23 protein-coding genes are annotated in these 21,876 nt (G+C 37.8%); 11 read left to right on the top strand and 12 right to left on the bottom strand.

Going from position 1 to position 21,876, the window contains the following annotated elements:
* Nucleotides 1–2 precede the first annotated feature (2 nt).
* A complete protein-coding gene (locus tag EHQ70_RS11400) occupies nt 3–767 on the bottom strand; it encodes an LIC13411 family adhesin (protein ID WP_135586489.1) in 765 nt (254 codons plus the stop codon).
* Between the two features lie 63 nt (nt 768–830).
* Between EHQ70_RS11400 and EHQ70_RS11395 the strand changes: the two genes are divergently transcribed.
* From EHQ70_RS11395 to EHQ70_RS11380, 4 genes are all read left to right on the top strand, one after another.
* A complete protein-coding gene (locus EHQ70_RS11395; protein ID WP_135586487.1) occupies nt 831–1,823 on the top strand; it encodes a helix-turn-helix transcriptional regulator in 993 nt (330 codons plus the stop codon).
* Between the two features lie 190 nt (nt 1,824–2,013).
* Nucleotides 2,014–3,321, top strand: a complete 1,308-nt coding sequence (locus tag EHQ70_RS11390; RefSeq protein ID WP_244288313.1) for a DUF2779 domain-containing protein — start codon at nt 2,014–2,016, stop codon at nt 3,319–3,321.
* Nucleotides 3,321–4,367: an alpha/beta hydrolase gene (locus EHQ70_RS11385; protein ID WP_135586483.1), complete on the top strand. Its 1,047-nt coding sequence runs from the start codon at nt 3,321–3,323 to the stop codon at nt 4,365–4,367. Before EHQ70_RS11390 ends, EHQ70_RS11385 begins: the two co-directional genes overlap by 1 nt.
* Before the next feature lie 69 nt (nt 4,368–4,436).
* Nucleotides 4,437–5,246 (top strand): LIC13212 family protein, encoded by an 810-nt coding sequence (locus EHQ70_RS11380; protein ID WP_135586480.1) that lies wholly within the window; start codon nt 4,437–4,439, stop codon nt 5,244–5,246.
* A gap of 18 nt (nt 5,247–5,264) precedes the next feature.
* Here the strand turns inward: EHQ70_RS11380 and EHQ70_RS11375 are convergent, their stop codons facing one another.
* Both EHQ70_RS11375 and EHQ70_RS11370 read right to left on the bottom strand, forming a co-directional pair.
* Complete coding sequence (locus EHQ70_RS11375; RefSeq protein ID WP_135576922.1) at nt 5,265–5,492, bottom strand: hypothetical protein; 228 nt, start codon at nt 5,490–5,492, stop codon at nt 5,265–5,267.
* Nucleotides 5,489–6,844: an MFS transporter gene (locus tag EHQ70_RS11370; protein ID WP_167481709.1), complete on the bottom strand. Its 1,356-nt coding sequence runs from the start codon at nt 6,842–6,844 to the stop codon at nt 5,489–5,491. The genes EHQ70_RS11375 and EHQ70_RS11370 overlap by 4 nt, the downstream gene beginning before the upstream one ends.
* Before the next feature lie 69 nt (nt 6,845–6,913).
* Between EHQ70_RS11370 and EHQ70_RS11365 the strand changes: the two genes are divergently transcribed.
* The 4 genes from EHQ70_RS11365 to lpxD all read left to right on the top strand — a co-directional run bounded on the left by EHQ70_RS11365 (nt 6,914) and on the right by lpxD (nt 9,457).
* On the top strand, nt 6,914–7,153 hold the full coding sequence (locus EHQ70_RS11365; protein ID WP_322113120.1) for a (2Fe-2S)-binding protein: 240 nt from the start codon (nt 6,914–6,916) through the stop codon (nt 7,151–7,153).
* A complete protein-coding gene (locus tag EHQ70_RS11360; RefSeq protein ID WP_135586476.1) occupies nt 7,150–7,791 on the top strand; it encodes a RibD family protein in 642 nt (213 codons plus the stop codon). The genes EHQ70_RS11365 and EHQ70_RS11360 overlap by 4 nt, the downstream gene beginning before the upstream one ends.
* An 80-nt stretch (nt 7,792–7,871) precedes the next feature.
* Nucleotides 7,872–8,306, top strand: coding sequence for a DoxX family protein (locus EHQ70_RS11355; protein ID WP_135586474.1), 435 nt, complete (start codon nt 7,872–7,874; stop codon nt 8,304–8,306).
* Between the two features lie 92 nt (nt 8,307–8,398).
* Entirely contained in the window at nt 8,399–9,457 is a 1,059-nt protein-coding gene (gene lpxD, locus EHQ70_RS11350; RefSeq protein ID WP_135586472.1) for a UDP-3-O-(3-hydroxymyristoyl)glucosamine N-acyltransferase, read from the top strand.
* Nucleotides 9,458–9,590: 133 nt separating this feature from the next.
* On the opposite strand, the gene EHQ70_RS11345 is transcribed toward lpxD, so the two are convergent.
* The 3 genes from EHQ70_RS11345 to mazG are packed head-to-tail and all read right to left on the bottom strand — an operon-like array spanning nt 9,591 to nt 11,433.
* Nucleotides 9,591–10,040, bottom strand: coding sequence for a hypothetical protein (locus tag EHQ70_RS11345; RefSeq protein ID WP_244288312.1), 450 nt, complete (start codon nt 10,038–10,040; stop codon nt 9,591–9,593).
* Nucleotides 10,041–10,061: 21 nt separating this feature from the next.
* The gene (locus tag EHQ70_RS11340) at nt 10,062–10,517 is read right to left on the bottom strand and encodes an LIC_13241 domain-containing protein (RefSeq protein WP_135586470.1); all 456 of its coding nucleotides are present in this window, start codon (nt 10,515–10,517) and stop codon (nt 10,062–10,064) included.
* 10 nt (nt 10,518–10,527) lie between these two features.
* On the bottom strand, nt 10,528–11,433 hold the full coding sequence (mazG, locus tag EHQ70_RS11335) for a nucleoside triphosphate pyrophosphohydrolase (protein WP_135586468.1): 906 nt from the start codon (nt 11,431–11,433) through the stop codon (nt 10,528–10,530).
* A gap of 83 nt (nt 11,434–11,516) precedes the next feature.
* Between mazG and EHQ70_RS11330 the strand changes: the two genes are divergently transcribed.
* Entirely contained in the window at nt 11,517–12,029 is a 513-nt protein-coding gene (locus EHQ70_RS11330) for a DUF6580 family putative transport protein (RefSeq protein WP_135586466.1), read from the top strand.
* Between the two features lie 15 nt (nt 12,030–12,044).
* Here EHQ70_RS11330 and EHQ70_RS11325 read toward each other — a convergent pair whose 3' ends face one another.
* From EHQ70_RS11325 to EHQ70_RS11310, 4 genes are read right to left on the bottom strand one after another with little or no spacing between them, the layout of a single operon-like run.
* A complete protein-coding gene (locus tag EHQ70_RS11325; protein ID WP_135586464.1) occupies nt 12,045–12,995 on the bottom strand; it encodes an alpha-L-glutamate ligase-like protein in 951 nt (316 codons plus the stop codon).
* Entirely contained in the window at nt 12,992–14,578 is a 1,587-nt protein-coding gene (locus EHQ70_RS11320) for a 7TM domain-containing protein (protein WP_135586462.1), read from the bottom strand. The genes EHQ70_RS11325 and EHQ70_RS11320 overlap by 4 nt, the downstream gene beginning before the upstream one ends.
* 1 nt (nt 14,579) lies before the next feature.
* Nucleotides 14,580–15,170 carry an ATP-dependent zinc protease family protein gene (locus EHQ70_RS11315; protein ID WP_135586460.1) on the bottom strand — a complete coding sequence of 197 codons (591 nt, stop codon included), beginning with the start codon at nt 15,168–15,170 and terminating at the stop codon, nt 14,580–14,582.
* Nucleotides 15,167–16,975, bottom strand: a complete 1,809-nt coding sequence (locus tag EHQ70_RS11310; protein WP_135586458.1) for a chloride channel protein — start codon at nt 16,973–16,975, stop codon at nt 15,167–15,169. The genes EHQ70_RS11315 and EHQ70_RS11310 overlap by 4 nt, the downstream gene beginning before the upstream one ends.
* Before the next feature lie 88 nt (nt 16,976–17,063).
* On the opposite strand from EHQ70_RS11310, the gene EHQ70_RS11305 reads away from it, so the two are divergent.
* Both EHQ70_RS11305 and EHQ70_RS11300 read left to right on the top strand, forming a co-directional pair.
* Entirely contained in the window at nt 17,064–17,771 is a 708-nt protein-coding gene (locus EHQ70_RS11305; RefSeq protein ID WP_135586456.1) for an LIC10920 family plasminogen-binding lipoprotein, read from the top strand.
* 24 nt (nt 17,772–17,795) lie between these two features.
* The gene (locus tag EHQ70_RS11300; RefSeq protein ID WP_135586454.1) at nt 17,796–20,000 is read left to right on the top strand and encodes a sensor histidine kinase; all 2,205 of its coding nucleotides are present in this window, start codon (nt 17,796–17,798) and stop codon (nt 19,998–20,000) included.
* Here the strand turns inward: EHQ70_RS11300 and EHQ70_RS11295 are convergent.
* Both EHQ70_RS11295 and EHQ70_RS11290 read right to left on the bottom strand, forming a co-directional pair.
* Nucleotides 19,997–20,950 (bottom strand): polyprenyl synthetase family protein, encoded by a 954-nt coding sequence (locus EHQ70_RS11295; RefSeq protein WP_135586452.1) that lies wholly within the window; start codon nt 20,948–20,950, stop codon nt 19,997–19,999. The two genes, EHQ70_RS11300 and EHQ70_RS11295, sit on opposite strands and share 4 nt — an antisense overlap.
* Nucleotides 20,951–20,953: 3 nt before the next feature.
* Nucleotides 20,954–21,847: a transglutaminase-like domain-containing protein gene (locus tag EHQ70_RS11290; RefSeq protein WP_135586450.1), complete on the bottom strand. Its 894-nt coding sequence runs from the start codon at nt 21,845–21,847 to the stop codon at nt 20,954–20,956.
* Nucleotides 21,848–21,876 lie beyond the last annotated feature (29 nt).

Raw genomic sequence — 21,876 nt, 5'->3', positions numbered from 1 at the left:
AATCATTCTTCCGATTCAGACTCTGTTTCTGCATCGGTAGGAGCGGGGAAAGGAAAACCTGGGAAACTTGGTTTGACTTTTCCCTCCACATCATCATCTAACAAGTCAATGGTGGTTAGTCCCACTAAAAAATCAAAGGCTTCCGCCACATTAAATCCAAACCTGGCACCACCGTAAATTCCTGCTGTGAATTCAAGATTCCAAGAATATCCAGGTGGGTATCCAAATGGTTTTTGTTCTTCAGGTGGAAGATAAGCTAAAAATTCTGTTTTACCAGTTGAGGCCACCATATCCTTTGTTAACTCACGGCGGAAATGTTCTTTTTTCCTCTTTTTACGATCTTTGACGGGATCATACCAATAAGAATAATAACGCATTTTATAACTTTTGATATTGGCTCTTTCATCGTTTGTGAGTGGGATTCCTTTTTTGTCCACAAGCCAATTTCCTTTGGCGTCCATTGTAGGAAGGCCGGAATGGAAACTTTCACCACCTAATATCCCAAATACGAGTTGTTGGGAATGGTAAGTTCCAAATTGCCCACCACGAAGACCGACACCACGACCCAAATCCTTTTTTCCCATTTCAGATTCCCCTCCTTGGAAAAGAAATCCAATGGGTACAGGACCTACTTTAACAGCTGCTCCATACATAGGTGTTTCGACCCCGACGGAAACAATGTCTTGAAAATCATTTTTACGATTTTTCCAATAAGTTGCACATTGAAGAAAAAATGAGAGGCTAAGAAGGAGTCCGATGATTCGCATTCTTTTCCAGTTTTTTTCATTTTCTACTTTTCGGAATCAAAAAAACACACAATTTGGAGAGATATGGCTTCTTTTGAAGACTTTCCAATGATTGAAGTGAAAAAAATGAATGAGACGGAGGTTCGTCTCTTTGTTTTACTTTTCAATTTACTCCGCGAACCAAAAGGGATCAGCTTCCAAAAATTTCGTAACATCATGCCTCGGTTCTACAAAAACCAGGATATGGAATCAGATCGTAAAAAACTTTATCGTGACCTAAACCAACTCAAAAGTCTTGGGTTCAATATCAAAGTTGCACAATTTGGATACCAGTCCGAAGATCACTTTCCTTATTATTTAGAAAAAGAATCTATCGATCGCACTTTAAAGTTCACCAAAGAAGAGTTAGAATATTTGTCTCAAGTATTGTTTGCAGCAGAACCAAGTCCTGAAGGGATTAGCCTTTCACAAAAACTATTCTCACACAATTTAGATCTTATTCCTAAATTTGCCAAACATCCAAAAGAAGAAAACGGATCGGATGAAATACCCGACTCATCCCATACAGAAAAAATTCTCCAAGCCATCAAAGACAAACGAGCCCTCACCATCCAATACGGATATGATTCTGGCGAACGGGTCATCGAACCATATAGGTTAGTCAGAAAAAATACAACCGACTTCTATTTACTCGCTTATGATCGTGGGAAAAAATCTCTCCGTAGATTCATCCTACCGAAAATCACAGTCAAAAAAGAATCCAAAGAAGAATTCCATTCCAATCTCAAAATCACAAAAGAAGATTTAAACTTTCATCCTTTGTTACTAAAGAAACATGCAGAACTAGAATTTTCCTTTCAGATCCATCCTGATTATGAAGACCGTTGGAAATTGTTTTTAGAAGGTGTTAGGTTTCAAAAAATAGAAAACGATTACAAAGTTACTACTACGAATCAAAATGCTCTTTTCCAATTTTTTGTATTATCACCAGAAGCTTTGATTTCTAGTTCTGAGGTTTGGAAGGAATCTTTTTTATCCTATACAAAACAATGGGAAAATTTCTATCAATTCGTCTGAGAAAACATTAACACCCGTTACCAAATCGCAATTTTTACAATTTTTACGTTGTACAAATGCTTTCCATTTGGTGAGAGAAGGACTTGTTTCCAAACCTTCCACCTCCTCTTTTGGAGGTCATTTGGAATGGGGAGATTTTTTACAAATTTGTAAAAGTCAATTTCCAAACTCTCAGACAATCGAAAGAACCATGGAAAAGGAAGAGAGTTTTCAAAAAACCTCAGAATGGATTTCGGAAAAAAAATCAATCTTCCATGCCCACCTTCGTTCTGATAGGTATGTATCAACCGTTGAGTATTTGGAATATGATCCAGAACGTGAAGGTTGGATTCTTTGGGATTTTCGTCCCATCGGTTCCTTAAAACAAGATATCCTACGTTCCTTTTTCTTTCACAAAAAAATAGCGGAAGCTATGTCTTTAAACATCTTAGCTTTCAAACTCATTCGGATCCAAACCAAATACATTTATCCTGGTGGTGTCATCAAACCAGAAGACTATTTACTCATAGAAGACATAACTCCACGAATGGATGCGGAAAATACAACTCGTGAATCAGAATGGGAACAATTCCAAAAAGAAATCGATAGAACAATCGAACAGTCTGTACAGTTTTCCTTTTTAGATTCCAAACCAAGTTGTCGGTCACTCAAAACTTGTTTGTCTCCAACTCATTGTGCAAAAGGAAAAGAAAATACCAAAGAGATCTTTGATTTTAGAGACAGTTCAGAACTAGCCAAAGGGTGGTTTGCCCTTGGGTACAATTCGTACGAATCCGTCCCTAATTCCGAATTAAGTCCCATACAAAGGATTCAAAAAGAGGCACATATCACTGGAAAAACCTATTTTGATAGAATCAACTTTGAAAATTACCTAACAAATGTTACAAAAACGGTAGCTTTTTTAGATTTTGAATCAATCAATCCTTATCTTCCGCTGTATCCACAAACAAGGCCCTTCCAACATGTTCCTTATTTATATTCATTACATATTTGGGACAGCGAAAACGATATCTTAACGCACAAAACATATTTACACGAAGATTTAGGAACTGATCCACGTGTTTCGGTCCTCTCTCAATTACAAAAAGACCTACCACCAGGAATCACCATCTTCTCATTTAATGATTTTTTTGAGAAACTCATCATCCAAGAGTCAGCAGAAGCCTTTCCGGAGTATTTAGAATTCTGGGAAAGAGTCAAATCGATGTTCATCGACCTTGCAATGCCCTTCAAAAAACTTTGGATCTACCATCCTGGCCAAAATGGGAAAGCATCTTTGAAAGAAATTTTACCTTGTTTCAGTTCTGAAAGCCACGGAGGACTTTCCATTCGCGAAGGACAAGATGCAAATTACCAATATTTAAGATTAATAAAAAAGCAGGTGACAGCCGAAGAAAAAAAACGTGTTCTGGAGGATTTGATAGCTTATTGCAAACTTGATAGTTATGGTTTGTTTTTAATCTATAGAATGTTACAAGAAAGATTATCGGTTATTTAATGTTAGGTATCAAAAAATCAGTCGCACAACTTGTCTTTTCGTTACCTGAAAATTGGATTTCCTCTTTGGTTCGAAAGACGGGCCAACCAGAAACAAACCAATTGGATCCGTATTGTGCATTAGCATGTAACATTGCCAGATTCCTTCCTAAAATGGAACAGATGAGCCCAGAAAAAGCTCGTCGGCATTACCGCGATCAAATGCGGATCTTCGATGAACCGGAATTTCCTATCCCTCACATCGAAGACAAATTGATTCCTACTCCCAGTGCCTCCTTCATTCCTATCCGAGTTTACAACGCAAATCCTCAAAAAAGAAATCTTCCCACCATACTCTTCTTTCACGGTGGTGGACTCACCATCGGCAATTTAGAAACACATGATAATTTTTGCCGCAAAATGTCTCATTACACAAAAAGTATTGTGATCGCTGTGGACTATCGATTGGCACCGGAACATCCTTATCCAGCCGCGCACGATGATGTTTGGCTCGCCTATCAATATGTTCGTAATTCGGCCTACCTGTTTGGCGGATCACCAAATTCCATTGCGGTTTGTGGTGATAGTGCAGGAGCTCTCCTTGCCACTTCTCTTTGCCTTCGGGCTAAAAAAGATAAGGTGCCCGTTCCTGTTTTTCAAGCCTTACTCTACCCAATGCTCGATACTTCCAAAGAATCAGAGACCTATGAACTTTTTGGAGAAAAGTTTGTCCTCACTCGTTCGCTCATGCGTTGGTTCATCCAAAACTATTTGCCCAACCAGAAAGATAGACTCCTCCATACAAATTCCCCTGTTCTCGCAGACCCCAAAGAACTAAAGGGATTACCTCCCACTTACCTCGGAATCGCAGGTTACGACCCACTCCGGGAAGAAGGGGAAACTTATGCCAAACACCTCCAAACAGCCGGAGTGAAGGTAGAAGAACGACATTTTCCATCCCTTGTCCACGGATACATCCAACTCACTGGCCTCATCCCCAAGGCGAAAGAAGCCGAACAAGACCTCTTCCAGTCCCTGATACGTTTTTTTTCTACAAGAAAAATCTGATCCGATCCATTCAAGAATCGACAAGGAAGGATTCGATACTATAAAAGACAGAAATCTCTGAGGTACGTCATGATTCTACGATTCTCCATCGCTCTCTCTTTCCTATTTGCGATTTCAGCACTTTATGCTGAAAAACCGGCATCTGCTACCTTAAAAGAACGTGAGACCCAAAAACAAATCGATCTTCAAAGAAAAAATGGATTTGGGGATAACGAAATTGATACCCTCCATGCAAGTATCATCGGGAACTTAAAAAAGATCAAAAAACTCCAAGAGTTAGGGGTGGATAAAACGGCTGCCCAATATCTTGCCCATACTCCGGAAGAACACAAAGAACTGTATAAAAAAGATAAAGATGGAAAACCATATTTAGAAGTAAAACTTCCACAAGGACAGTCTTACATTGATTATCCGACAGTTTTTTTGTATGATGGAATTGCTTATATTTATCCTAAAGAAGATTTTAGTGACTTAGACAAAATCATTCTGACTTTTCGCCGAGTGAATGCAGATGGAACCATCCACGTAAAAGAAATGAGAAGGCTCGTGAACCCAACTCCTAAATCAGAAGGCTCTGAAAAAGATGAAAAAGGAGAAGCTAAGTTAGACACAAACTCGGATATCCGTTTGGAGTATTACCGATCCCTTACTTCTGATACAATTTGGCCAAATGATCCAGTGCAACCAGCAGAACCAGACATTGCAATGGTTCTCAATGATGAAAAAGATCCTTTGCCTTATGACAAACAAAAACACATTATGATGTCTTACAAAAAGATGTTGAGAAAGATCTCGAAACAAACTGCTTTTAAACTTAGAAACATTGAGTTAGACCAAAAGCAGATGATTACAAAAATTCTAGACTACAATATAAATTAAACAACAAACTTAAAGAATTTAAGATTGTTGTTTTTCTCTTCGACTGATGAGGAGTTGCGAAATCGTTTGCTCCTCAGTCACATACTTCCTCTTTAAATACGAAAGGGCATTGTTAATAAAACGAGGCACTTTTTTTTCAGCATCCAATAGATCCATCTTCGTCAACATCAGTTCATCTATGGTTGCCAAAGCCAAATTTCTTTGGCTTTGGTGTAATTCAAAATCGTCCTCGTCTTCTATGATCATGGTTTTTCTTGAAACGCCTGGGCCGCTTCCACTCCCCTTTCTTCGTTCACAAATAAGTTAATGAGTAGTGATAGAAAATAAAAGAAAGCAACTACAAGGAAGGCATTTCGAAGTGTGACTAGTGTTTGGATGTATCCAAAAAGAAAAAGTCCAGCTGCTGCTGCGATTTTTCCAGAAAGCCCCCACATCCCAAAAAATTCTCCCGATTTGGATTCTGGACTAAAGATACCCACAAGTGCTCTCGAAGCTGATTGAGTGGAACCAAGTCCCATTCCTGCTAGTGAAGAAATAAAAACAAAAACCCATTGGACTGTCCAATTTTTACCCAATACAGCATTGGCTATGTTTGTGATATCATAAACAAAATAAATCAAACCACAGGTAACGAGCCAAAGAACAAGCGTAAGGTTGAAGGTTTTTTTAGCTCCAATACTATCTTGGATCACACCAAATGCAAGTGCACCAACCGCAGCAAAAATTTGAATAAAGATAAACATGGCTTGTTTGTGTTCTGCTTCAATATGGATTTCTTGGGAACCATAAATGAAAGCAAAAGAAATGACAATGGCAAGGGCAGCCATAGTGAAAAACAAAGATACCAAATAGATCATTAAATCTTTGAAGTTACTGGCATCCTTTAAGGTTTGAACCACACGATCTTTTCCAATTTTAAAATAGTTAACACTATGAGAAACACCCAAAGGCAAATGAGGTTCTTTTAGAAAAAGGAAAGTAGGAATGGCAGCGACAAGAAAGAAAATAGCTGTGTAAGGCCCAACTAACTTTAAGTTTTGGAAATTGTCTAAAGTATAATCACCTAGAGTGGTTGCAAGAGCCACGGAACCAATTCCACCGAAATAACCAATCCCCCAGGCATAACCTGAGATTTTTCCCAAATCCTCTTTGGATCCAAGAAAGGGTAAAAAACTGGAGGCAAAGTTTTCCCCAGAAGCAAAGAAAAAATTAGAAAAGGCAACTAGAACCATTCCAAGCCATACCATACCTGGTTCCACGTAGTAGAGCAAAAAGGTAGCGATGACACAACCGATATAACTTAGGAAAAGAAATAGTTTTTTCTTAGAACTAAAGTCTGTAATGGCTCCAAAGATGGGTCCTGTGGCGACGACGAATAAATAGGAAGCAGCCAGTGCCCAAGCCCAAAGGGAATTTCCCATTCGATACGGATTGTCCGATGCCATATCAGCAGGAACCACAAGTCTTGTAAAAATTTCACAATAGACGACACTAATGATGACGGTGGTATACGAAGAATTCGCAAAATCGAACATACACCATCCGAATATTTCACGGTTTTTTTTCTTTTTGGCTTCCGGGTTTTTGTCTTGGGACATAGAGGGTGATTGAATTTTCCTTGGTTGAAAGTAATTAAAGAGTTTCCCTCCCTTTCGTAAATCTGTCAAATGAATAGTTCAGGTATGGATCCTTTCGATTTAAATTCCCTTATGAGACCCAAACGGGTCTGTTTATGTCGAATGGTGACTGAAGATGAATTAGTCCGTGCCATCCATGCTGGCGCCGTGACAATGGAACAAATCAGAGAAACCACAAGGGCCTCTACCGGCTGCGGCACCTGCTCCATGCAGGTGTACCACATCCTCCAGCGCGAATTGCAGAATCTCTCACGGAGGAAAATTTCATGAAACTTTCGATCAATATGGCCATGACCTTGGACGGAAAGGTCGTTCGACCCGATGGTCGTTGGTATGGACTCACCTCCAGCGAAGATAAAACCCAAATGGATGTCTATCGTTCTCAATCTGATGCTGTTCTTGTAGGGAAAAACTCTATCATCAACGACAATCCCATCGTTAAAATCCGTGCCGTACCTAATGCCCTAAATCCCAGGCCTGTCATTTTAGTTCGCAAAGGAACCCTTCCCCCAGACAAACATATCTTTGAAGAATCTGACCATATTCCCTTAATCATCTGTACAAAATCGAATTTAAAAGAAATCAAAACAAGTCTGGAAAACAAAGCCGAGATCTTTGCTCTGGATTCCGATGACATCGATCCAAAAAAAGTCACAGGGATTCTCAAACGAAAAGGTTACAAAAATGTCCTTTTAGAGGGCGGACCCAAACTCAATTTTTCCTTTTTGGAAGCAGATCTTGTAGATCGAATTTATCTTACCATTGTTCCTTATATCATTGGAAAAACCGGCCTTGCGGGAATTGCCGACCGAAATTCAGAACTTCCAGATTTCGATAAGAATGGTTGGACCCTAAAAGAACATTTTACCAAAGGGAACGAAATTTTCCTCGTTTACGAAAAAGGTTAATTTTTTGCTAAAATTAGGATTGACGAATTTTACCATTATTAAGTAGTTTGATATTAAACTATTTAGCAATAAGAGGTTCTATGTTTTACAAATTACTCGCAACAAACAAAGACATTACACTTACCATCCTTCGTGTCACTTTAGGATTGGTCATTCTCCCTCACGGAGCACAAAAAGTTCTAGGTGCATTCGGTGGATACGGATTCGAAGGAACTATGGGTTTCTTTACTGGACAACTGGGCATTCCGTACTTCTTTGCACTCCTTGCTATCATCGCTGAATTTTTCGGTGCGATTGGCCTGATCGTAGGACTTTTCACAAGAGTGGCTGCTTTTGGAATCTTCTCAACTATGTTCGTTGCAGCGATCCTCGTACACTTCCCTAACGGATTTTTTGCTGATAAAGGTGGATACGAATACCAACTTTTAACTTTCGGTTTAGCAATTCCTCTGATCATCAAAGGTGCTGGTTCATTCTCACTTGATGACATCATTGCACATAAAATCGAAGGATAATCTTAAAAATCATGACTAAGACTAGCTAATAGTGTTAGCCAAACTTTGACCTCTCTGATTCCTTGTCTTAAACCATTGATAAGGAATCGGAGATGCAAAAACTCAATCTATCTACTCTCCAATCATTACTCCCTGAAGCAAAGTTTCAAAATACAGATAGTATCTTGTCTGTTTCTTTTACAGGGCTCACTTCACTCACTTTAGCGAATACAAACGAAATTTCTTTTGTCGCTTCCAAAACCTTTGTTAACGAAGCAAAAACATCCAAAGCTCCTTTAATCATAGTATCACCTGATATTGCAGATTCTTTAACTGATAAAGCTTTGATCGTAGTTCCTAAAGTGGAACTGGCCACTGCAAAAATCATCCGCCACTTTTTTCCAGAAAAACAACCTTCAGGAAAACATAGTGCACATATCGTAATAGATCCATCAGCAAAAATTGGTTCCAATACAGACATCGGACACTTTGTAACTGTAGGAAAAGATTCTGTCATTGGAAATGATTGTATCATTGAAGATGGAGTGAAAATCGGAGATCGTGTTCACATTGGTGATGGTGCACGGATTGGAAAAAACTGTGTGTTCTTTGATGATACCATCGTTGGAAAACGTTTTATCGTATTTGGAAATTCTAGTTTTGGTGGCGATGGATTTGGATTTGTTTATGCAGAAGGCAAACACAACAAAATCCCACAAGTGGGACGTGTTGTGATTGGAGATGATGTTGAAGTAGGAAGTAACTGTACCATCGACCGCGGTGCCCTTACGGATACAACCATAGGAAACGGATGTAAGTTTGATAATATGGTTCATATTGCTCACAACTGTAAGGTGGGAGACCACGTGATCATTGCTGGCCAATCTGGTCTTGCAGGAAGTGTCACTCTTGGAAACAATGTCATCATTGGTGGTGCTTGTGCGATTAGTGACCACTTAACACTATTGGAAGGAACCATCATTGCCGGTGGATCAAGCCTACGCACTTCCCCCAAAACAAAAGATGTTTATATTGGTTGGGATTTAGGACTCACTTTCCCAGAATTTCAAAAGTATCGTGTGAATATCAAAAACATTGTAAATCTAAACAAGTGGCTCAAACGAATTGAGAACGTAGAAAAGAAAGTAGGAATTGAAACTAAAGAATCCTAAGTTGGATTGTGAATTCTGATTTCAAACATAGCCTACTTCAAGTAGGCTATGCCTTAAAATAACAATATTTACCGCGTCTGTCCTCATACAAAGATAAACTTTAAATTCATATTAGTGACGATTTTTCCTCTATTTACAGAGGACCTTTATAGATCTTCACCTTACCGAAGTTATTTATTCCATTACCAATGTCAGTTGTTTTATAAGAATAACCGTCAGGATATGTTTCTAAAATATACAAATAACCTTTGTTATTTAAGCTTTTTTTGATAAAATCAGCCGGTATAATTGGATCATTTATTTCCAGATACTTCACTTCAGCCGTACAAGAAGAAAGCCATTTAACCGATTGCCGAATATAATGATTTGGATAAACCCTGTAATCGAATTCTTCCTTTTCTTTTCTTACGATGATTATTTTCCCAACGTCGCTTTCATACATAAAAGTACCGATATGAAATCTATCACATTTGTTATTGTTATTTAATGCAATGGTGTGTACAGGTATTATCAATAGAACAAGAAGCGGCAAAAGTTTGAGTATTAAGTTCTGTTTTATTTGGTGGATACCGATATTTTCCATTCATCTAACTTCCTATCTCATTTAAGAAATCGAATCCATATACAATTGGATTCGGTTTTGGATATCGATCAAAATGGATGGATCAGGAAAAGGAACTGGATTTCCTTCTGGATCTGTCCAATAGAACACATCCTCCTCCAGCTTTCGCAAACTCAAATAAAAAATTGGTGCAGGATTTCTTCGTTTTCCTTCCACATCACCTAACCTAAGTGTTACGGAACCCATATCCGATACTACCCATTCGAATCTCTGACCTTTTTGTTCCATCATCCAACGAATGGGGAATTCGCTGGTCTCATTACCTTCCAATTGGTTCTTAGAAAAAGAATTTTTCTTTTCTTCAGATTGATTGTCTTTCTTTCCTTGAATTAGATTCTTCTCGTTGTCGATCTCTGGATATTCGAGAACCAACCAACGAAAGACACGAAGGGACTCTTCTTTTAAAAATGGTAAATCGTTCAAATTCAGAGAGTTCATATTTCTTTATTTACCGATCCAAGTTTTTGTCAGATTGATCTTTAACATTGCCATCAGGATTCTTATGGTTTGAGACTTTATTTTTTAGTTGCAACTTTGCTTGGTCCCAAAACAAATCAAGTTCTTCTAAAGAGTGATCCTTCAAAGTTTTTCCCGTTTTTGAAACCAAATCTTCTACAATACGAAACCTAGTTTCAAATTTTTCATTGGCACGACGAAGGCATGTTTCAGGATCCACTGAAAGTTTCCTAGATAAATTCACTAATAAAAAGAAAAGATCACCTAACTCATCTTCGATACGTTCATCATAAGGTAATTTTTTAGAACTAAGAGACCCTTTGGTTTGGAGTTCTGTATCTAGTTCCTTTATTTCTTCTTGGAATTTTTCAAACACACCAGAAACAGTAGGCCAATCAAATCCTTGTTTAGTGACTTTACTTTGGATTTTTTCCGAACGTTGGATGGCGGGCAGAGCCTTTGGAATTCCAGAAAGAATACTTTTATCAGATTCTGTTTTTCCTTTTTTCTCTTTTTCTTTTTGTTTGAGATTGTCCCATTGGGTGAGGACTTGATCTCCCGAATGGATTCCATCCGTATTCCCGTAAACATGAGGGTGACGAAATACTAATTTTTGAAAAACATCTTCGGCTACATCTTGAAACCCAAAGGCACCACGTTCTTTGGCAAGTTGACTATGAAAAGTGATCTGAAAAAGTAAGTCTCCCAGTTCTTCTTTTAAATGGTTGTCATCGCCCTGTTCAATGGTATCCACAACCTCGTAGGTTTCTTCTAACAAATGAGGGATGACGGAAAGATGGGTTTGTTCTTTGTCCCAGGGACAACCTTCGGGGCTACGCAAATCAGCCGTAAGAGCCAGGAGATTTTCCAAGGGTGAATCGAAATTAGGAGGGTTCACTGATTGTATTTTTCCCGAACCTTGCGGGAAGCAAACGGAAATTTTATCTTGCGAAAGCCCCCCCCTTATCTGAGTCTATCCCTATGTTCCAATCTCGTGTCTCCGTTGCCATCCTAATGGTGATCGCTACTGTCATCAGCCGTATTCTACCACACCCACCTAATTTTACGCCTATTTTGGCCGTTTCTTTGTTTGCGGGTGCTTATTTGACAGACAGACGACTTGCTCTTTTTGTTCCTATCTTAGCGATGTTTGTTTCCGATTACTTCATCGGGTTTCATGACCTTATGCCAGTTGTTTATGGATTTATGATTTTATCAGTCCTCTTTGGAAAACAAATTGGAACTTCCCTAACTAAATCTTTTGGTTTTACAGTGATTGGATCGGTTGTGTTCTTTATTCTCACAAACCTTGCTGTTTGGGCAACTAGTGGAATGTACAGTTTGGATGTTTCAGGTCTTGTGACTTGTTTTACACTTGCCATTCCTTTTTTCCAAAACTCAATTGCTGGCGACTTAGTTTATTCAGGAATCCTTTTTGGATCTATGGCTTTTCTCAATCGCACTGTATTTGTTACAGCAAAACAAAACGCTTAAAACAAAAGTTTTCTTTTACAACTCTTGAAACATTCGGTGGACTCGGGTCTTAGGACCATCTGCCGAATCCTTTATCTCCTCCACCAAACGCAAACGATCAACAAGTCCCATCCGATTCGCTATTTGAATTCCAAGACCTGGCCTTGCATTCATTTCCAGTAACAATGGCCCTCGCGTTTCATCCAAAACTATATCCACTCCCAAATATCCAAGTCCGGACATATCGTAACATCTAGACGACATTTCCAAAATGGTCTCCCAATGAGGAATGACTCTTCCGCTTAATGTTTGTTTTGTGTCTGGATGAAGGTGAATGATTTTATCATTACATACTGCGTGGGTAAGAGTTCCTGTTTTCAGGTCAACACCTACACCCAGAGCACCTTGGTGGAGATTCGCCCTTCCCCCTGATTCTTTTGTGGGCAAACGTAACATTGCCATAACAGGATATCCTAAAAAAACAATGACCCGAATGTCAGGGATCCCACGAAAAGAAATATCTTTGAAGAAAGAATGACATTCCAATCGTTCCTGCAAAACACAAGAATCAGAATTTCCATCCAAAGAATAAAGCCCCGATAAAATGCCCGATATATGATGATTTAGTTCTTTTTCGGAAATGGTTTTTTCATCAACTTTATGATATTGGATGTTTCCATTTTTGGTTTGGGATTCACCAGAAATCACAAGAATTCCGTTCCCCATACCACCGTTAGCTGGCTTTACGACAAAACCAGGCCGATTTTGAATTAACTCACGAGTATTCCGTATCCCACCAAATGCATCCACAACACCATAATGATGAGGCATCGGAACATGGAACTGTCTAGCAAGTTCTGCCGTTTTCCATTTATCATCCACTAAGGGATAATATTCCCTTGGATTATAGGGAAGAATGTATTCACCAACCCTCCGATTGATTCCAAGGATTCCGTTTTCCTCAAATTTCTTAAAAAGAGAAATCACGACTTAAAAATTTCCTTAAATCGGAATAACTCTGATATTCGATACCCTTTGTACTGACCGAGTAGGATCTGGATTGCAATTACGACAAATAACAATTCAGGATGTGTAAAAAAGAGAATTTGTAGGGAACCAAAAAAGAAAATCATATAACTGATCAGTGCGATAAACAAAGTTCCGAGCAAAGTCACAAAGGTATGTAATACACCTTCTTCAATAATCATAATGGAAAATCGTTCTACAAAAATAGTAGTGATCACAATAGGAAATAAAGTAACACTCATTTGATTGAAAAACGAAATTTCTTCATTGAGAACTGAAAATAAAATCAAGGTAATCACGGTAATTGTGAGAAGGATAGAAAGTCTTGGAACTGCAAGTAGATAGTATTTATCCAAAGCATATCTTTCAAAAAATCCAAGCCCAATCATCAAAAGAAAAAAACCAATTCCAAAAAGTAGGTTTGTTTCATAAAAAAACATCGCAAGTAAAATAGGAGTAAAAATTCCAAAGGTGGGAATCCCAATCATATTCCGAGCAACAGACAAAACCAAAGCCCCAATAGGAATCAAAATTACCAATCGAAACAAATTTTGTAACGGTGTTGGTAAACTATACAAAGAATAATATCGGAGGAAACTATTACTTGACGCAACTTCCTCACTATACTCTTTAAAATTATAACGATTTACATTTGATTTTGTAATGTAAGCTGTATAACGAAAGGTAGCCGGATCTTCGCCGAGAGACCTTCTTTCTTCTACAGATTTCCAAAGTGGTAAATAACCATTTACATGGCCGGCAAATATATTTTTGTAAGTGGAAACAAAATACCATTTTCCATGGATTCGAATTTCATTCCAAAAACTAAGTTTTGTTTTATTATCTTTTCCGTTTTGTTTGGATAAATCAAAACCAGCAACTGTCCTTGTTTGAATTCCTTTCATCCTACAAAGTAACGAAAACAAAATTGCCTGCGTATAGGCACTACCGTTGTTCAAACGAACGGTATCAGAAAGAGTAATCTCTCTAGTTGTGTTTAAAACTTCTTCAGAAATAAAGTAATAAATTTGTTTGGCAGCGGCCACATTGTCTTTGTCATAAGGATGGATCTGTTCAAACAATTTTTTTGCTAACCGAATTTCTTCGGGAGAAAAGTTTTTCAAAGAAAGATAATAAGGTTCTTTTGTGTTTTGTTTTCCAGTCGTTTGTGGAATTTCCGGTTCCGGTTGGGTATGCGAATAAGGAAGGATTTTTATTTTTGCATAATATCCGATGGATGAATTCCAATCCTCTCCTTCCCAGATTCCTAAATGTCCGTATTGTTTTTTTTGAAGCCTAAAATCTAAATCTTCAATTTTGGTATTGGATTTTAAAACTCTGGATTGGATGAATTGTTTTGGAATAGGAAAAGTGACTTCGGAAATGGCAACGTTTTCTTTTGGTTGGATCACAACCTGCAAATTAACAGTATCATCCACTTCGACAGGAAGTAATGAAAGTTCAGCGACATTTAACTTATAAAGAATCGAAACTATAGGTAAAATGATCAGTATGGATACTGTAATTAATGTTTTACGATCCAAACTAATCTCCTAACGCGTGGGATAAAGAAACATCTACGAGAAATTTTCCCATAAGAAAATTTCGCCCAATCAAAATGGGATAAGTTAAATTGGTTCTATCATTCAAATTGATAATGACTTCCTCTTTATACTTTCCCATCTTCATGACTTCACTGATAATGATTCTAGTTTCCGAAACACCACTGGTGCTCGTTACTTTTGCTTCCTTAACAAACTTACTTTTCAATCGAACTGGTTTTTCATCCACAAAGGTATCAAAAAAAACAAAAACCTCACCATTTTCGGTGATCCTTTCTATATTCACTGCATGAATGGAACAAGATTTTGCACCAGTATCCACTCTCGCTCGTAGTTTGAGTTTCCAATTGGGAAATTCGACCCATTCCACACGGCCCACAATGGGTTTTAAATATTGAGGAGGGATGACAATGGGTTTGATATGGGAATCAGGTTTTTTCTCCACCACTTGCCTTGCTCCAAAACAATTGAAAAGTAGAGCCATAAACCCAAATAAAATGAAGAAGAAAAATCGTGGGAAAATTTTGCTAAGTGAAACGGGTAAAAATTTCATAAAATGACTAGAGAATCTCATACTGACTTACGTTGTTTATTTTTCACTTCATTTTGGTATGCATTGAACAAATCAATGTAACGCAAATAACCCATACATTTACCATCTTCAACAATCGCAAGTTTGTCGACATCATATTCTAAAAGAATTTGAAGAGCCTTGCCTAATGTGTCATTTCTGTCAACAGAAGGAACATCTTGCACAATTTCTCCGCAAGTGATGAGATTTTTTAAATCCTCTTCAAATTCTGGAAGGATTCTATTTTTTCGAAGTGATACAATTCCTTTATACTCTTCCCCTACTCCAATGAGAATGAAATCACTGGCTTGGATCCCAGGTGCATTGGTTTGTAATTCTGTTAAAGATACATGTTCGGAGACCATTGCATACTTTCGAAATTCAGTAAAATGATCGGTGATACGAATTCGATCCATAATGTCTTGGTTCATATCCCAATGGTGAGAGGGTGACAAAAATCTGTTTTTGATTTGGTTTCTGTAGATAGAGAACTTATGGGATAAAACCACAGCAATCACAGACACAATCATGAGTGGAGGTAAAAGTTCATAACTTCCAATCATATCACAAACCATAATCATTCCAGCAATAGGAGCTCTCGCCACACCAGCAAAAAAAGAACCCATACCCACGAGAAGGAAAGGAAAGATAATAATATTCAATTCTGGGAATAAAGTTTGAGCCATCGAACCAACAAAGGCACCTAACATACCACCGATGGCAAAAGAAGGGCCAAGTAATCCTCCGGAACTTCCGGAACCAACAGTGAGAGAAGTGGAAAACACTTTAAATAGAGCCACTGCTAAAAGAAAAAACGGACCAGAAAATCCAAAACTGGTGGATTCTAATACTTCACCGTTGATCATTCTTTGGATCAGGCCAAATCCAGAACCCAATACTTCCGGAAATAATAAAGCGATACAACCAACAATGAGACCACCAAACGCTGGTTTTAAAAAGTTTGGCAAAGGAAGTTTCGAAAAAACATCCTGCACAAAATGATATACCTTTACAAAGAAAAAACCAACCACATAACAAAGGAGTCCAAGCACAATGTATAAAGGAATATGCCTGTAGTCGTTAAGGCTATATTCTTGTGCAGAAAATATTGATCCACTTCCCGCGATACTTGTATAAGTTAAATAAGCTGTGACAGATGAAAGAATGCAAGGTACCAGTGAATCACTTTCGATATCTTCTTGGTACACCATCTCTACGGCAGTAATGGCTCCACCAAGTGGTGCACGAAAAATTGCTCCCAGTCCTCCTGCGGTTCCGGCCAACATCAAGGTTCTGCGGGCACGAGCCCCAGCCCCTAAATACCCAGCAAGACTAGAGCCAAACCCTGCACCAATTTGTGCCGTTGGTCCTTCCTTTCCACCTGACCCACCAGAACCTAACGTGAGTATTGTGGCAATCGCTTTGAAAAATGGAACTTTGGCCTGGATTTTTCCTTCTTTAAAGTGAAAGGCATAAATAAGAGAATCGGTTCCTCCCCCTTGTGCTTCCATACAAAAGAAATTTGTGATGATACCAACAAGAAGGCCACCAATCGCTGGCAAAAAAACAATCCAAAGAGGAGAGATGGGCCCAACCGTTCCAATGGAATGGAAATGCATATCACCAGAAGGGATACCGGGATTATAACCCATAAGGCTACCAAAGGTAAAGGATTCTGTCCAAGTTAGAACCCAATTGAATCCATAGGCACCAAATCCAGAAAGGAGTCCAATGACTAGGGAATAGACATAAATCGATCTCGGTCCCTGGATAGAAAACACTCCTCTTAGACCGAAAATAGAGCCCATTGGACAAGATTCTAATTTCGTTTAAAATTCCCAAGGAAATTCTGAATCCTCTTGACCCAAGAACGAATTCCTGTGACGATTGGATGGTATGTTCCGATCTATAGCTATTCTTTTGGTATTTTCTTCCGTTTTTGCCGCTTGTGGTCTCAAAAATGAAAATAAAGCAGAGTTATCTATGCTTGCAGATGGAGAACCGGGGCTCTACTTCTTAGGAGAGGTCGATAGCGATATCACGACCAGCTGCGGACAAGCCACTCCGGCAACCACAAGCACCACGGGGACGGGGACCACTACAGGAACCACTGGATCCACCAGTACAACCAATAACACTCGTTTCACGGTCATTTCACAGTTGATCTTCAAAACGAAAGAAACACTCAACCTTCGTTTTACTTACGATAGCACACAGATCCAAGGAAAGATAGATCCACAACAAGGATTTGTTTTGGCTGGTGGTGCATTTGGTAAAACTGTCCAAGGGACTCAAGGAACCGTAGAGTGGTTTAACCAAGGGATCAATATTGATACGGCTCTACAAAGTGCCCAACAAATTTCCTTTTTTAATTTAGAAATCACTCTAAATGGAACATACAGTAATACCGCATCGTCTTCTACAAATGTCCTTCTTTCTTGTAATACATTGGATAGTGTGAATTGTACATCGGGAACTTCCACAACACAATGTTTCACATCCGACAACAAAACTTGTTTAGTGCAAAATACAACAACAGATGCAAAATCTGTGATCATTCGCGGCACTATCAAATGTAACGCACCGAATATCGTTCCACAATAAATCAATTTACCAACCTTAAAGAGATTGTATCGAATTCTTTTTTGCCTTCTTCTACTTCCTTTCGCTCTTGGAGCAGAAGGAAGTTTGGGGCTTTGGCATCTAGGAACAAACCCCAACACAAAACTTTCGGAATTACATCCAAAAGATTATAATCATCATTTTTATTTCGGATTTACCGAGGACTACCACTACTACCGAATCCAGTTCGAAGATAATGCCTCTAGATATTTTCATTTTGAAAATGGAATGATCTCCGAATTGGATGTTACGTTGTCCCAAAATGATAAAATAATTTCTGAGATCCAAACAGGGCTTTTAAGAAAAAAACATCCTGATGTTTTGTTTACAGGTGGGTTTGTTTTACCAGCAAAAGAAAAAGGTACTTATTTATTTAAAATTCGTTCAGATGATGCTCATCGAATTAATTTTCAAATTCGAAACGAATCCAGTTTACTTCAATATACCAAATCGATATCGTTATGGCAGGGCTTCCATTTAGGACTTTGTATTTTAGTTTGTTTGTTATCAGCAACGCAGTTTGTTTTGTTAAGAGAAAAAGTTTATCTACTACTCACCTTTGCTACCCTAACCATTTTATTCACAAACACTTTAAGATCCGGCCTATTGTATGAATATGGTGCCAGTAATTTTGAATGGTTTTATCGATATGTGCCTGGCCTTATTTCACTAACACCATTTGGTCTTGTCATTTTTTTACGTGAGTTTTTACACACCAAAGAAAAGTATCCAAATGCTGATAGATATTTCGTTGTTTATGCGATATTTATGTTGGTTTCCATTCTGATTGTATTCATCGATTTACAAATGTACTTTCGGTTTATTTATTCTAATAGTTTGATTCTTACTACTGTTACTTTTAGTTATGCCATTTATAGTTTAATCAAAAAAAAGGAAAACGCGAATGTATTATTTTATGCCTTCTTCGTGAGGCAAGTGAGCGCAAGCCTGCTCATTTTGACAAACCTTGGATTATTACCATCCTATCCTTTTTTAAGTTCTGCCAATGAAATTGGTGCTGCCCTACAAATGACAATCTTCACCATTGCCATTTCAAAATTTCAAATCCAAACCCGTATCAAAAAAGAAGAAACTGTCACCAAAGAAAATGCTGAATTAGAAACCATGGTGATCGAACGTACCAAAGAAATCCAAACACAAAAAGAAGAATTAGAAAAAGCATTATTACAAATTAGTCATACAGAAAGTAAACTTGTGTTTTCAGAAAAGATGTCGGAACTAGGAAAATTAATTGCGGGTGTTGCCCATGAAATCAATAATCCGTTAAGTGCGATCAAAGCCTCTATAGAAACACTCATTGAATCAAAAGAAAATGAGATAAAGAACTTAGGAAACAAAGAAAATATTTATTCTTCTCTCACACCTTCTGAAATCAAAACCATGAAACAAATTCTCAGTTTCCAATCCGATTTTGGACTTGTGGCAAGTTATACAGAAAGGAAAGACAAAAAAGCAGGTCTTAAAAAAATCTTTAACGACCATGATCTTGAATACGAAGAACCCATAATCGAAAGATTTTTAGATGTTGGAATTACAAATTTATATGATGAAGAAATTAAGTTATTAAAAAAAGGACAGGAAAAACTCTCTAACTTAATCTTAGAAGAAAAAAACTTTAGGCTTCACTTATCTATCATTCAAATTGCAGTAGATCGATCTTCCAAAACGATTTTGGCTCTAAAAAACTTTTCTCGCGTAACAAAAGCAGAAGAGAGACGTATTTTCACATTACTAGATAATATAGAAACAGTTCTTACCATTTACCAATATAGAATGCGCGGAAAAGTTTCTCTGAAAAAAACTTTTATTACAGATGCAACCATCCTTGGTTGGCCAGAAGATTTAATACGAGTATGGACCAATTTGATTTTAAACGGTTTAGAGGCAATGGATCAAAAAGGAAATCTGATGATCACTACCGAACAAAAGGGAAATAAAGTGGAGATCAAGGTGATTGATAATGGCCCAGGAATTCCACTAGAAATTCAGAATAAAATTTTTGATCCCTTTTTTACTACCAAGGACCATGGAGAAGGAACAGGAATGGGTCTTGGAATTACAAAATCAATTATAGAAAAACACAAAGGAAATATTCAAATAGAATCAGAACCGGGTAGAACTTGTTTTTCGGTTTTATTACCTGTCATCGAGTTCATCGATCCAGACGAACCATTCGTAGAAGAAACCTAAGTCAATCGATCCAATTGTTCGACAAATAACTGACGTTCTGCGCTTCCTGGAAACTGATTTAGAAAACCAAGTAGATAGTTTTTTTCAGCACTTAATTCTTTATGAAGTTTTTCAGAAATCTTTTTAGATTCCATAAGGCCAAGAATGTAGGTTTCATCGCCTGCACTTCTTTCTTCTTTTTTAAATACAGATTCCAACTTTCTTTTTTCGATAAGACCCAAATGATCTCTCAGAACAAGAACGGGATAGGTATAGAGTCCATTTTTAAAATCTTTTAAAAATTCCTTACCACTCGCGCTCGAATCAACAAAATAATCCAAACAATCATCTTTCTTTTGGAAAAGTTTTCCCAACCTAACACCAAAATCACGAACAAGCGCTCTTTCCTTTTTCGATTTATTTGCGAGGATGGCTGCAGATTCTGTACAAACCCCAAAAAGCGAAGCAGTTTTTCCGTAAATAATGGAATCATAAACTTTCAAAGAAATTTTGGGATTTTTTTCCCATTCCATTTGCAAAAGTTCGCTCACAGAAAGATCTTTCAAAACTTGGGAAAAAATTTCCATAAGTTCCGGATTTCCTAGAGAGTTGAGTCTACTGATTCCACAAGCTAACAGATAGTCGCCGGCAAGGATGGCGGTTTTGTTTCCAAACAATGATCCAATGGTTGGTTTCCCACGCCGAATAGGTGCGTTGTCTACTACATCATCGTGAAGTAAACTGGCGGCATGAATGAGTTCGGCAACACTTCCGACATCAAGCCAACTAGCTTGTTTTACATTTAAAAATTGGCAAAATAGATAATGAGAAAAAGGCCGAATCCGTTTTCCACCAGAGGTGATGACATGTTTTTTGATTTTTTTAAGAACAGGAATGTCTTCTTTAATGATTCCATCTAAATTTTTATCAAACTTAGATAATATGGATTGGATACGAAGATTTGATTTCATTCATTATTCCACATGGGTGGATCGGCTTTCTAAAATCTGCAAATGATCTTTGATGGTATTTTCCATTTCTTTGGTTTGGTTGTCCCGATAGATATGAATTAAATTTCGACACATACGTTTGATCATAGAAAGTGTGGATGCTTTTGTAAAATATTTAGGTGAATTGGTATATCCATTTGCTTCTAAAAACTTTTCACAAGTGAATTTATCTAACAAAACACCACCATGAAATGGATCTATATAAGTAAAATAACCTTCTGATTCATATTGCAAAAGGAAATGAAGCGGTAAATTGGTTCCATAAAGAGGAAGTCCCAATCTCTGACCAACTAACAAATACACTACGGAGAGGGAAATTGGGATTCCCAACCTACTTTTGATTACCTGAAATAAATAAGAATTACCTGGATCATTGTAGTTTTGGATGTTTCCAACAAATCCTTCTTCTTGGAACAAAACTTGGCAAAGGATTTGGACTTTTAATTCATCTGTCAGATAACCAGAATGATCATCATACAACTCTGACACACGAAGAGCGATTCGATCCAATTCATGTTTGATTTCTGCATAGTTTTGATCAGGAAAACCAATACTAGAAAGTTGGACACACATCTCTTCTAAATCTTTATAGTGATTTGTATTTCCACGTAACGTGAGCTTGAAGAAGGAATGACGAAGTCTGTGACGAGTGATTTCTGATTTTAAACTACGAGCTTGTACTCGTAAGTAAGGATCTTTTACTTCTTCCAAAGCAGATTCTAATTGGATCTGCCAAGGAACTCGAGAAGCGATGAGTTTTAATAAAAAACGTTTTTTTTCAGGAGGAGCAATTTCCCAATCATACAATAGACGAGTGATATCGTCTGGATAAAAATCAGGAAAGGAAGTTTGTCCCATAGAAAAACTATCTATATAAAAACAAAATT

Source organism: Leptospira congkakensis (genome assembly GCF_004770265.1).
GTDB lineage: Bacteria > Spirochaetota > Leptospiria > Leptospirales > Leptospiraceae > Leptospira_A > Leptospira_A congkakensis.
This window is presented reverse-complemented; position numbering and strand designations above follow the sequence as displayed.